Source organism: Kitasatospora atroaurantiaca, assembly GCF_007828955.1.
GTDB classification, from domain to species: domain Bacteria; phylum Actinomycetota; class Actinomycetes; order Streptomycetales; family Streptomycetaceae; genus Kitasatospora; species Kitasatospora atroaurantiaca.
Map to the genome: position 1 here is coordinate 1,950,590 of NZ_VIVR01000001.1, position 12,422 is coordinate 1,963,011.

11 protein-coding genes and 1 other RNA gene are annotated in these 12,422 nt (G+C 72.1%); 3 read left to right on the forward strand and 9 right to left on the reverse strand.

Annotated elements, in window-relative coordinates:
• Position 1 precedes the first annotated feature (1 nt).
• The 9 genes from FB465_RS08780 to FB465_RS08820 form a co-directional block, all read right to left on the reverse strand.
• The gene (locus FB465_RS08780) at positions 2-2,287 is read right to left on the reverse strand and encodes an NHLP family bacteriocin export ABC transporter peptidase/permease/ATPase subunit (protein WP_145789203.1); all 2,286 of its coding nucleotides are present in this window, start codon (positions 2,285-2,287) and stop codon (positions 2-4) included.
• Complete coding sequence (locus FB465_RS08785; RefSeq protein WP_145797226.1) at positions 2,284-3,090, reverse strand: HlyD family efflux transporter periplasmic adaptor subunit; 807 nt, start codon at positions 3,088-3,090, stop codon at positions 2,284-2,286. Before FB465_RS08785 ends, FB465_RS08780 begins: the two co-directional genes overlap by 4 nt.
• Before the next feature lie 291 nt (positions 3,091-3,381).
• Positions 3,382-3,618, reverse strand: a complete 237-nt coding sequence (locus FB465_RS08790; protein ID WP_145789205.1) for a hypothetical protein — start codon at positions 3,616-3,618, stop codon at positions 3,382-3,384.
• 823 nt (positions 3,619-4,441) lie between these two features.
• Positions 4,442-4,984 carry a GNAT family N-acetyltransferase gene (locus tag FB465_RS08795; protein ID WP_145789207.1) on the reverse strand — a complete coding sequence of 181 codons (543 nt, stop codon included), beginning with the start codon at positions 4,982-4,984 and terminating at the stop codon, positions 4,442-4,444.
• 518 nt (positions 4,985-5,502) lie between these two features.
• Complete coding sequence (locus tag FB465_RS08800) at positions 5,503-6,285, reverse strand: serine/threonine-protein kinase (RefSeq protein ID WP_145789209.1); 783 nt, start codon at positions 6,283-6,285, stop codon at positions 5,503-5,505.
• Positions 6,276-6,596 carry a hypothetical protein gene (locus FB465_RS08805; protein WP_145789211.1) on the reverse strand — a complete coding sequence of 107 codons (321 nt, stop codon included), beginning with the start codon at positions 6,594-6,596 and terminating at the stop codon, positions 6,276-6,278. The genes FB465_RS08800 and FB465_RS08805 overlap by 10 nt, the downstream gene beginning before the upstream one ends.
• 194 nt (positions 6,597-6,790) lie before the next feature.
• Positions 6,791-7,192, reverse strand: an RNA gene (gene rnpB, locus FB465_RS08810) — RNase P RNA component class A.
• A gap of 49 nt (positions 7,193-7,241) precedes the next feature.
• Positions 7,242-8,690 (reverse strand): MFS transporter, encoded by a 1,449-nt coding sequence (locus FB465_RS08815; protein WP_211785742.1) that lies wholly within the window; start codon positions 8,688-8,690, stop codon positions 7,242-7,244.
• A 12-nt stretch (positions 8,691-8,702) separates the two neighbouring features.
• Positions 8,703-10,148, reverse strand: coding sequence for an RNB domain-containing ribonuclease (locus FB465_RS08820; protein ID WP_145789213.1), 1,446 nt, complete (start codon positions 10,146-10,148; stop codon positions 8,703-8,705).
• Between the two features lie 94 nt (positions 10,149-10,242).
• Here FB465_RS08820 and FB465_RS08825 point away from each other — a divergent pair, with 94 nt between their 5' ends.
• The 3 genes from FB465_RS08825 to yaaA all read left to right on the forward strand — a co-directional run bounded on the left by FB465_RS08825 (position 10,243) and on the right by yaaA (position 12,400).
• Positions 10,243-10,785, forward strand: coding sequence for a DUF3995 domain-containing protein (locus tag FB465_RS08825; RefSeq protein WP_145789214.1), 543 nt, complete (start codon positions 10,243-10,245; stop codon positions 10,783-10,785).
• Between the two features lie 64 nt (positions 10,786-10,849).
• Complete coding sequence (locus tag FB465_RS08830) at positions 10,850-11,512, forward strand: class I SAM-dependent DNA methyltransferase (RefSeq protein WP_145789216.1); 663 nt, start codon at positions 10,850-10,852, stop codon at positions 11,510-11,512.
• Between the two features lie 90 nt (positions 11,513-11,602).
• Positions 11,603-12,400, forward strand: a complete 798-nt coding sequence (gene yaaA / locus FB465_RS08835) for a peroxide stress protein YaaA (RefSeq protein WP_145789218.1) — start codon at positions 11,603-11,605, stop codon at positions 12,398-12,400.
• Positions 12,401-12,422: the final 22 nt, after the last annotated feature.

The window sequence follows — 12,422 nt, forward strand, 5'->3', positions numbered from 1 at the left end:
GTCAGTGCTCCCTGACCAGCTCGGCGTACGGCCCCCCGGCGGCGACCAGGTCCTCGTGCCGCCCGCGCTCCACGACCGTTCCGTGGTCCAGAACGACGATCTCGTCGCTGTCGCGGACCGTGCTCAGCCGGTGCGCGATCACCACACACGCACAGCCACGGCGCCGCAGGTTGTCGATGATCACCTGCTCGGTCTCCGCGTCCAGCGCACTGGTCACCTCGTCGAGGACCAGGACGCTCGGCCCGCGGACCAGCGCCCGGGCGATCTCCAGCCGCTGGCGCTGACCACCGGAGAAGTTCCGGCCGTCCTGCTCCACCCGGCTGTGAATACCGCCGGGACGCCTGGCGACCACGTCGTGGACGGCGGCGTCCTTGAGGGCGGCGACGACGGCCTCGTCCGGTATCGACGGATCCCACAGGGCCACGTTGTCGCGGACCGTGCCCTCGAAGAGGAAGACGTCCTGGTCGACGAACGAGACCGAGGCGGACAGCGAGCTGCGGGAGATCTCGTCGAGCCGCTGCCCGTCGATGCGGATCTCTCCCTCCCACGGCGTGTAGAGACCCGAGATCAGCCGGGACACGGTGGACTTGCCGCTGCCGGATCCGCCCACGAGCGCGACCTGCCGGCCCGGTCCGACCGAGAGCGAGAAGTCGGTGAGCAGTGGTCGGTCGAGCGGGCTGTAGCCGAAGGTGACGCCGTCCAGCGTCACATGCCCCCTGAGTCGGCGCGTGCTCGCGGCCGGCTCGCGCCGCGAGTAGCGCTGGTCCACCGGGAAGCTCTCGACGTCCTTGAGCCGGGCCACGTCGGCCGCGAAGTCCTGAATCCGGCCGGCCACACCGTTCAGCCGGGTGACCGGAGCGCTGAAGCTGGTCACCAGTGCCTGGAAGGCCACGAGCAGGCCGATCGAGATATGGCCCTCCACCGCCCGCAGTCCGCCGATCAGGAGGATCAGCGCGCTGTTGAGCACCGCGAGCGTGGGCGCGACGACGGCCAGCACCGCGCTCGGCACACCAAGTCGCTGCTGTCCGTCCAGGGTGACGGCGTGCTGGCCGGCCCAGCGGCGGAAGTACCCGTTCTCGCCTCCGGTGGCCTTCATCGTCTCGATCAGCTGGAGCCCGGTGTAGGAGGTGTTGGTGAGCCGGGCGCTGTCCGCGCGAAGTTTCTGGACACCGGTGCCGCGGATACGGACCACCACCCGCAGCGCCACCACGTTGAGCAGCGCGATCAGTACCCCGATCACGGTCAACTGCGGGTCGTAGGTCCACAGCAGGCCGGCGTACAGGATCACGACCACCGCGTCCACGGCGGCCGCGGCGAGGTCCCTGGCCAGGGTCTCGGCCACCGTCTCGTTGGACTGCAGGCGCTGGACGAGGTCGGCCGGGCTGCGCTGGGTGAAGAACGCGACCGGCAGCCTGAGCAGATGCCGCAGGAACCGGGCACTGCTCAGCGTGGACGCGATGATGCGCCCGCGCAGCAGATTCGCCTGCTGCAGCCCGGTCAGCACGCCGGTCAGCACCACCGTGGCGGCCATCGCGGCGAAGAGCACCGGCAGCAGCGACGTCTGACTGCCGAAGAGGAAGGAGTCGATGTAGGTACGGTTCACGGCCGGTACCGCCACGCCGACGAGGACGAGGAGGAAGCTGGCGATCAGAGCCGCCAGCATCGTCCCCGTCGTGCCGCGCAGCCGCGCCGGCAGGGCGCTCATCGTCCCCGGCTTCCGGCCGCCTCGGCGGAACCCGTCGCCGGGCTCGAAGGTCAGCACCACGCCCGTGAAACTGGAGTCGAAGTCCTCGGGCGACACGAATCGGCGGCCCCGGGCCGGATCGTTGACGTACGCGCCCCGACGGCCGAAGCGCCGCCCCATCCCGTCGAAGACGACGTAGTGGTTGAACTCCCAGAACAGGATGGCCGGCGCCCGCACCTCGGCCAGGGCTGCCGACTCCATCTGCATGCCCTTGGCCGTGAGGCCGTACCCGCGCGCCGCCTTGAGCAGGTTGCTGGCCCTGGAGCCGTCGCGTGACACGCCGCAGGCGATCCGCAGCTCTTCGAGCGGTACGTGCCGGCCGTAGTGGCCGAGCACCATGGCCAGTGCGGCGGCACCGCACTCCACGGCTTCCATCTGGAGCACGGTGGGGCTGCGGACGGTCTTCTGCTTCTTTCCCTTCCTCGCCGGCTCGGGCCTCCTCGCCCGGCTCGCGCGGCGCCGTCCGGCGTCCGGCGGGCTCGGGCGGTGCCGCCGACGCCCGGGTATCTGCCCTGTGGCCGCGGGATCGTGTTGCGCGGTCACGGAAGGACCCAATCGATCGGATGCTGCGCGGCCAGGTGGATGGCGCCGCTGACCAAGGTCGTGGAACCGATCGCGTACGGCGGCCCGCTCGCCGACGACCACGCGTACCCGGACTTCGTACCGGCCGACTTGTCCAACTGGACCACGACCGCGACCGGTTGGCCCTGCGCGGAGAACTGCTCGCCCAGCTGGCTGTCCCCGAGGAAGCCGGCGATCTGCTGCCGCGTCTCGGGTACCCGCCCGACCGCCAGGACGTGGCCCCGCAGCACACCGAACTGCTGTGCCGGGACCGACTGGACCGTCAGATCCACCGGCGAACCCACCGGGATCGTCGAGCCGTTGCCGCCCGGCGCGTACAGCACCGCCACCAGCGGGTCATCGGGCCGGTCGATTCGCTCCACGGTCGCCAGATCCGCGCCGGTGGCGACCACGGCACCGATCTTCGCGAGCAGAGCGGTCACCCGGCCCGCCGCCACCGTGCGTACGGTCTCGGTCCTCTGCTCCGTACGGACGGTCAACAGCGGTGCACCGCCCGGCAGTAGCTCACCCTCCTTGGAGAGGACCGCGGTGACCTGGCCCGCGACCGGGCTCTGCAGGACGTAACTGCCCTCCGCGTGGGTCAGGATCCCGGGTGCGCTCAGCTCGGACGCCACCGAGCCGGTCACGGCCCAGAAGCACGCGGCGGCCATGACGACGGCCGTCACAGCCAGCACGAGCCGGCCCTGCGGCCGGGCGAACCGCACCGGCACGTCGAGCTCTTCAGGCGATTGCAGCTTGGAAAGCGCCTTCTGCCGGAACTGCAACTGCACGGAACTATTCCTTCAACTGCATTCGTCATCGGTCGGGCACAGCGGTGCATGACCGTAACACAAGCGCCGAGGCGCGAAGACACCCGCCCACCGGCAGCCTCGGACTGACGACATGCCAGGGAATGGTATGCCACGGCATTCCACGGCATTTCCTGGCATGCCTTCATGGACCCCGGAACGGAGGAGTTCCGGGGCCCATGGCCCAACCCACTTGGGATTATTTTTATATGTACCGGTAGGTTGAGAACTGCTCGCGGCTATGACACCTCGTAGCAAATGTCTTCGTCAGAGACCGAGACCGACGGTCTGCACCGAAGCAAGGCCGGTGACCTGGCCGACGAGGCCGGTGACCTGGCCGACAGGCAGAATGGACTCGACAGTCCCGACGACGTCGCCGACACCGGCGCCGGCGCCCACGCCGAGGGCCGAGACGCGGGCCGAGGCGATACCGCCGGAAATGTTGTCCAGGTCGCTGTCGGAGATCTCGCGGGTCTCGACCTGAGACGTGAAGTCCTTACGCATGAATTGCGTTTCCCTTCGTTGCTTTGGGTGTTCCTGGGCGGTGTCGACCGACTCGACGGGAAGCCGATCCGGCCGGTTCAACGGTCGCCTGATGACCGAAAGCCAGGAACCTGTTTTTTACAACTCCCGTGTGTCGAAAATAAAACCACACCGACAGGTCGTCAGACCACCCGGCCCGCGTGGTGTTTCGGTGGACGTTTCGGTGCGGCAACGCGCCGAGGCGCAGCGCCCGTCCACCGGATGGTGACGACTTCTTCGCACGGCTCAGCGGTCAATTCCCATGGGCAGATCATGCCTTTGACCTGCACGGACAGAGCTGCGCCCGCGGCCCGGCGGGCGGCCCGCGAAGGAAATTCCGTCAGGTGCTGTGCGCCTTCTGCGCATACGTCATGTACAGGACTTCCGAAAGCAGCACGCCGGGTGACACGGCCGACCGGCCCGCGTGCCACCCGCCCCGCCGGCCCCGCTGCCTCCACAGCCCTGGCAGCCACGCCCTCGTCTCCTACCCGCTCGCGCCGACCGACCCGTCGTCCAACCTGGATCGGTGAGCATGGAACTGACGCTTCCTCCGTGTCCCGGCGCGGGCAGGGAGATCACCGCCCCCGCCTGCGCGGGCGGCCGGCAGCCGGCACTGAGTCGTTGACCGGACCACGGGAGGACACACCGAGCCGGGGCGCATTCCTCGCCCGGCGCGCTGGCGATGCGGACGAAGGCCAGGAAGTGCTCAGCTCTGCGCGCTTGTAGCGCCTGTGGAGGCGGCGGCAGCCATCCCTGGGCCGTCTATGTCTGCTCGGGGGCCCGCCTTTGACGGTCGGACGGCAACCTAGACCTTCGAGTCCGGCTTCCAGTCCTGGACGAGGAGCCCGAGCAGCACCTCGTCCAGGAACTCGCCCATCACCCAGGCCGAGGAGCGCAGCACGCCCTCGCGGACGAAGCCGTTGCGCTCGGCGGAGCGCAGCATCGCGGCGTTGTCCGACAGCGTCTCGATCTGCAGCCGCTGCAGGCCGCGCACGACGAAACCGTAGTGGCACAGCGCCGCGACCACGTCGGTGCCGTAGCCCTTGCCGCGGGAGGACGGCAGCAGCCCCAGCCCGATGTGCGCGGACCGGTTGTGGTTGTCGATGCCCCACAGCACCGCGGTGCCGACCAGCGTGCCGCCCTCCAGCTCCACCACGGAGAACGGGACGCGCCCCTGCTCCTTGTCGTCCACCACGAGCCGCGGATCCTTCGCGCCGGGCGTGATCGGCCGCCACGGCCCGCCTTCGGCCCGCGAGGAGTTGACCACGTCGTCATAGAGCTCGGCCCGCAGGATCGGGATGTCGTCCTCGTACCGGGCCCTGAGCCCGACCTTGCTGCCTCTTAGCATGCGAGCTTCCTATCCGGCCGGACTGGCCGGCGGCAACCCAATATGCGGTCGCCTCAGTTGGGTCTTAGTCCGGAGAAGCTCCCTGAGCCTGCTGACCATAACCGGGACGTTCATCACCGTTCCCCAGCTCGACCTCCACCACGACCCCATCAACCGGACGGCGGCCACCGCCGATTCCGCGGGAGCACTGAACTCCCACCTGTGGCAGGTTTTCGCCCTGCCCGAGTCCAAGCAGGCCGTCCACCCCCTGCTCCGGCACCAACTCGGCTCCCTGACCAAGGGCCTGGAGGAAGTGCGCACCGAGGCGGGGCACAAGCTGCCGTGCGCCCTGACCCGGCACGCGTTTCATCGGCATGTACGAGCGCCGCCTCACCGTCACGGCCCCGATGAGGTCTGGACGCTCCGTCCAGCCCGCCAGGGACTTCTCAGTTCTGGACGCTCGGTATCGAGAACCCGGTCGAGCACCACAGCCGAATGCCCAGCAAGCCCGACCGCCCGACGGCTGAGCCCAAGCGGCCCTACGGCGTCACCGGGCCGGGCCCGGCGGCGGCGAGCAGTTCGGGCAGCGTGCCGTCGAATTCCGGGAGGAGCTCGGCCAGTCTGCGCCAGAAGCCCGGGGCCGCGCCCACGGCGGCCTCCTCGGCCAGGTCGGCGCAGAGGTCGGCCCAGGCGTCGCGGGCCGGGGAGCTCCCGGGCAGGCCGCGCCCGTGGCCGAGGGCCTCATGGGCCGGGCGGATCGCGGTGAGCACCGTCCTGTCGTCGAGGACCTTCGCGGTTCGGACACGGTCGATCACGATCCGCGGGACCGCCGGGTCGGCGATGCTCGCGAGCGCCGTACGGGCGGCCGCCGGGCTCTGGGCGGACAGCCAGAACAGCTGGTCGGGCGGCAGCGCACCGGCCAGGGCGTCGGGGAAGCCGGGGCGGGCGGCCAGCGCGCACAGGACCGGCCCGGGCAGCGGCTCGGCCGCGTGGGCGCGGACCAGCTCGGGCCAGGGCGGCGCCGCGGTGTCGCCGTACGCAGCGTCCAGGACGGCCTGGGCCTCGACCGGCCCAAGGCAGCGGCGCAGCGCGGCGACCGGGTCCGCCAAAGCGGGCCGTGGCGGCCTGTGGCGGGCGAGCAGACGGCGCAGACCGACGTCGTGGTGCGCCGAGTGATCGGTGTCCCGGTCGAGGCGTTCGTGCAGGCCGTACAGCCAGGCGCGGACCGCGCCGGTGCGGAGGAAGGTCTGGAACGCCCAGCCCGCGAACAGCTCGCGCGGTGGGACGCCCGCCTGCTGGAGACGGTCGAGGATCAGGTGCACCGGGTACTCCCGGGCCGGTAGCCGCAGCACGCCCTCGGCCGCGCGGGCGGGAGGATCGCGTCGCCGTCCAGCACCGGGCCGGCCGCGCGCAGCGCGCCGATCCGGTCCTCCGCGCCGTCGGCCGGGTCCGCCGTCCGGCGGCGGCGCATCTTCGGGTGCACGTCGGCCGCGGCCGCGAGCAGGTCGCCCAGCTCGGCGAACGCCCGGTAGCGCAGGTCCGGCGGCATCAGCGACGCGACCCACTCGACCACCATCGCGCCGTACACGGCACGCTGCTCCGCGCCGTGCCTGCCCGGCGACCACACCCCCATGCTGCCCCCCGCTCGGTTCCCCGGCGCCGATCGTAGCCCCGGCCCCCGCCCCGGCCGGAGCCATTGGACCTTCGGCTCTGTCCGAGGGACTTTCGAGGGAGGTCTTGCCACCTGACGGGACGAGCCCCTGAAAGATCGGAAAGGGCCTCCGACGCAGTCGGAGGCCCTTTCCGGGAAGAAGTCCCAGGTGGGGGCGGACGAGGCGGCCTGTACGCCGGGTTCTGTCTCCCGGGTTGCTTGCGCGGCCCGGGGAGGCGGCCATCCATCTAGGGCTGCCGTTGCCGACAGCCTCGTGCGGTCTACCCGCGGACTCGGGCGAGCAGCCCTCGAACATCCGCGCACGGCGCCCGAGGGCGCCGATCTTGACCTTGCTCCGAGTGGGGTTTACCGAGCCGGCCGAGTCACCTCGGTCGCTGGTGGTCTCTTACACCACCGTTTCACCCTTACCTGCGGCCGAAGCCGCCGGCGGTCTGTTTTCTGTGGCACTGTCCCGCGGGTCACCCCGGGTGGGCGTTACCCACCACCCTGCTCTGTGGAGCCCGGACGTTCCTCGGCGAGCCCCCGAAGGGACCCGACGCGACCGCCCGGCCGGCTCGTCCGCCGTACTGGTCATCGTAGCCGCTCGGCGGGTGCATCCCGTACCGGCTAGGCGGGCTGGCGGCTGCGCTCCGGGTCGATGCGGAGGGCGACCGCGAAGGCCGTACGGGCCGCCCAGGCCGTGGTGGTGACCAGTCCGAGGAGCAGGACGACCACGCCGAGGCCCGTCATGATCCACCAGCCGCCGTGGCTCGCCTGCGCGAAGCCGGTGGCCATCGGGCCGGTCACGGCCGTGGTGACGACGGTGCCCAACACGGCGACGCCGAGCGACTGGCCGACCTGACGGCTCGTCGAGGCCACTGCGGCCGCCACCCCGGCGCGGGAGTTCGGCATCCCGGAGACGGCCGCGTTGGTGATCGGCGCGTTCACCGTCCCGAAGCCCAGCCCGAAGAGCGCGTACGCGAGCAGGAGCAGCCCGGCCGGGGAGTCGGTGGCGAGCCGGGTGAGCAGGAGGCCGCTGGCGGCGAGCGCCGCGCCCGCGACCAGCAGCGGCCCGCGCGGCCCGCGCCGTCCGACGATGCGCCCGGACAGCGGGGCGCAGATCAGCGTCAGTCCCGCCATGGGCAACGTCCAGAGCCCGGCCTCGACGGGGCTGTAGTGGCGGACGTCCTGCAGGTAGAGGGTGTTGAGGAAGAGGAAGCCGCCGAGCGCGGCGAAAGCGCAGACGGCGGTGAGGGTGGCGCCGGTGAACGGCACGCTGCGGAAGAACCTCGGGTCGATGAGGGGCTCGGCGGTGCGCAGCTCCCACCAGGGAAGGGCGAGCAGGGCCGCCGCGGCGACGCCCGCGAGCAGCAGGATCCCCGGCGACGTCCAGCCGTGCCCCGGGCCCTCGATGATCACGGCGGTGCCGGCGCCGAGCAGCAGCACCATCAGTACCTGGCCGACCGGGTCGAGCCGCCGGGGCCTGGGGGCGCGCGACTCGGGAATGTGACGGAACGTCAGGGCGCAGGCGGCCAGGCCCACCGGGACGTTGATCAGGAAGATCGACGGCCACCCCGCGCCGTTCACCAGGAAGCCGCCGATCAGCGGACCGAGCGCCATGCTTATCCCGACCACGCCGCCCCAGACGCCGATCGCCTGGGCGCGCTCACGCGGGTCGGTGAAGGTGTTGGTGATGATCGACATCGCGACGGGGTTCAGCATCGATCCGCCCACCGCCTGCAGCGCCCGGAAGGCGATCAGCCACTCCAGGCTCGGCGCCAGGCTGCACAGCAGCGAGCCGAGGACGAAGAGCAGCAGCCCGGCCCGGAACACGCGCCGACGGCCGATCCGGTCGGCGACCGAACCGGAGAGGATCAGCAGCGAGGCGAGCACCAGCGTGTACGCGTCGATGATCCACTGCAGCCCGGAGGCGGGGGCGTGGAGCTCCTGCTGGATCGACGGCAGCGCGATGTTCACCACGGTGTTGTCCAGGCCGACGATGAACAGGCTGAGGCAGCAGATCGCGAGGACCAGCAGCCGCCGCCGGCGGGTGGACGGTGCTGTCGGTTCGCTCACCGACAGATCATCTCAGACGGGCGCGAAGCGGACCGTCCGGGTGGCCGGGTCCGCTTTGGTCAGGCGGACGCGGATCCGTTCGCCGAGCGGGAGTTCGGTGGTGCCGTCGCACTTGGCGACCACGGCCGGCTCGCGCAGCTGGACAGTGCCGTTGACGGGCTTGCGCTCGTCGATGTCGATCACCACGGCGTCGAAGCGCTCGCCCTCGCGTCCGCGCAGCAGCTCGGCCTCGACCAGGTCGACGCAGGCCCGCTCGACCTCGTGCGCCCGGCGGTCACCGCTCTCCATCAGCGCGGGGACACCCAGCAGCGCCTCGCTCACCCACAGCGGGATGTCGGCTCCCCCGGCGATCGCCACACAGATCTCCTGCGCGTACCGGTCGGCCAGCCGGCGCAGCGGCGCGGTGCAGTGCGCGTACGGCGCGGCGAGGGCGGCGTGCCCGGGGTCGGCCGGGGGCAGCACGCCCCGGGCGGTGTCGAAGGCGTGGTAGCCGGCGCCGCGCAGCAGGCCGGTGCACTCGTTGAGGAAGGCGGCGTTGTTGGCGCGCGCGGGGTCGAGCGAGCGGATCAACTCCGGGTACGGCATGGCGTCCGGCCAGTCCACCTCCAGCGCCCGGGCGACGCGGCGCAGCCGGGCGTACGCGGACTCGGGTGCGCCGGGGAGGGTGCGGAGCAGACCGACTCCGGCGTCGAGCATCAGGTCGGCCGCGGCCATGCCGGTGAGCAGGGAGATCTGGGCGTTCCAGCCGTCGGCGGGACGCGGGGCGCGGTAGGCGAGCCGGTAGCCGCCGTCGACGGGCTCGACCTCCTGCTCGGGGATGGGCAGGCTGACGCCGCCGCGGGCCTGTTCCTGGGCCTCGCGCAGTCGGCCGATCTCGGCGAGGAGCCGGAGCTGCTCGTCGGCCGCACCGGCGTCGAGTACGCCCTGGACGCCCTCGTAGTCGAGGCGGCGGCGCGATCGGACCTGGGCGCGCCGGACGTCGGCGAGCACGACGGCACCGTCCGCATCCAGGTCGATCTGCCAGAGCAGGGCCGGGCGCAGCTCGCCCGGGAGCAGGCTGGCGGCGGCCTCGGACAGCCGGGCGGGGTGGAGCGGGATGCGGGTGTCCGGGAAGTAGAGGGTCTGGACCCGGCGGTGGGACTCGGTGTCGATCGCGCCGCCGGGGCGGACGAAGGCGGCCACGTCGGCGATGGCGTAGTGGACCCGGTAGCCGCTGTCGCGCCGGGTGAGGTGCATGGCCTGGTCGAGGTCCATGGAACCGGGCGGGTCGAGGGTGAACAGCGGCAGGTCGGTGGCATCGAACTCGGGCAGCCTGGGCACGCCGGCCGCCCGGTCGGCCTCGGCGAGCACCTCGTCGGGCCAGTCGGCCCGGAGTTCCAGACGGGTGCGCAGCTCGGCGAGCTCGGCGTTGATCCGGGCGGTGTCGGCGGCTCTGACGCTCAGGTGTCGGCGCGGCATGGTCGCAGCGTACGGCGGGGCGGGGCGGGTGGCCTGCTGGGCCGGGCCGTAGGGTGATCGTGGCGAACCGGGTTTCTGCGGAGGGGGGTTGACCATGAGTGCGATCGACGTGAGCGTGATCGGCACGAGTGCGGTCAGGGCCGGTGCGGTCAACGCGAGTGCGGTCAGGACGAGTCCGGTCGGGGCGAGTGCGCTCAGGGCGACCGGCGCGGTGGTGGCGGGGGCTCTGGGGGCGATCGGGGTGCTGCACGCGGCGTGGATGCGGACGCAGTGGCCGTTGAGCAGCCCGGCGGAGTTCGCGGACGCCGTGGTCGGGGTCGGCGTGGACCGGCTGCCGACACCGGCGATGTGTGCGGAGGTGGCGGTGGCGCTGGGCGCGGCCTCGTACCTGGTGGGTGCCCGCGCGGGGGTGCTGCCGGCAGCCGGACCGCGTCGCCTGCGAGCAGTGGGTACGGGCGCGGTGGCGGGGGTGCTGCTGGCGCGGGGTGTGGGCGGTCTGCTGCTGTTCGGCCCGGAGGGGTCCGGGCGGCGGATCACGCGGACGGAGCGCTTCGCGCGGCTGGACCGGCGGTACTACTCGCCGCTGTGCCTCGCCCTGGGGGCGGGGGCCGCGGTGGTGGCGGCCGGGGGCGAGTGAGGGCTCCGGCGGCTGTGGCCGGATCAGGCCCGGGACCGGGCGGTCGCGGGTAGGGTGCTCGACCGTGACCGAACCGGACTTCCTGAGCATGACCCGGGCCTCCTACGACGCCGTGGCCGCCGACTACGCCGGACGCTTCCGTGACGAACTGGGGGCCAAGCCGCTGGAGCGGGCGATGCTCGCCGGGTTCGCCGAACTCGTGCTGGCCGCCGGTGCCGGACCGGTCGCCGACGTCGGCTGCGGTACCGGCCGAGTGACGGCGCATCTGGACGGCCTGGGCCTGTCGGTGTTCGGGATCGACCTGTCGCCGCAGATGATCGCGGTGGCCCGGCAGGCGCACCCGGGTCTGCGGTTCGACGTGGGTTCGATGCTGGCACTGGACCTGCCGGACGGCTCCCTCGGCGGCCTCATGGCCTGGTACTCGATCATCCATGTCCCGGACGAGCGGCTGCCGGAGGTCTTCGCCGAATTCCACCGGGTGCTGGCTCCGGGCGGCTACGTGCAGCTCGCCTTCCAGGTCGGCGAGGAGCCGTGGCACGTGACGGAGGCGTTCGGTCACGCGATCTCGCTCGACTTCCATCGGCGGCAGCCGGACCGGGTCGCCGAGCTGCTGAGCGAGGCCGGGCTGGCCGTGCGGGCTCGGCTGCTGCGCGAGCGCGACGTCGACGGCGAGTTTCCGGAGAGGACGCCGCAGGCCTTTCTGCTGGCGCGCAAGCAGCCTCGGTGACCCCGGGCGGGGGGTGCGTGAGGGCGGGGGTGCGGGAGGGGGCGCGTAAAGTGGCAGCGTTCGCTGCCACAAAGTGTTGAGGAGTGCGCTGTGCTGGTGCTGTTGCCGCCGTCGGAGGGCAAGGCCCCGTCCGAGGCCGGGGTGCCGCTGGCGCTCGGGGAGCTCTCGCTGCCCGGGCTGTCCGCGGCTCGGGAGACGGTGCTGAGCACGCTGGTCGAGCTGTGCTCGGGCGACGTGGACACGGCGCAGCAGGTGCTCGGACTGAGCAAGGGGCTGCGCGGCGAGGTGGCCCGCAACGCCGGGCTGCGGACGGCCGGGGCGCTGCCGGCGGGCGAGGTGTACACCGGGGTGCTGTTCGACGCGCTGGGGCTGGCAAAGCTGGACGAGGCCGCGTACGAGCGGGCGGAGCGGTCGCTGCTGGTGTTCTCGGGCCTGTGGGGTGCGGTGCGGATCGGCGACCGGATTCCGCCGTACCGCTGCTCGATGGGGGTGAAGCTGCCGCCGCTGGGCGCGCTCGGGGCGTACTGGCGGCGGGAGATGGAGTCGGTGCTGCCGGGCATCGCCGACGGGCTGGTGCTGGATCTGCGGAGCTCCGCGTACGCGGCCGCCTGGAAGCCGTCGGGTGAGGTGGCGGCGCGTACGGCGACCGTGCGGGTGCTGCAGGAGCGCGAGGTGGACGGGGTGCTGAAGCGCTCGGTGGTGAGCCACTTCAACAAGGCGACGAAGGGGCGGCTGGTGCGTGACCTGCTGATCGCGGGGGCGGAGCCGGGTTCGCCGGGTGAGCTGGTGGATGTGCTGCTGGGGCTGGGGTACCGGGTGGAGGTTTCGGCGGCGGGGTCGGCGCGGAAGCCTTGGCAGCTGGATGTTGTGGTGACGGACGTTCACTGACGTCGTTCAGCTGACCCCGTTC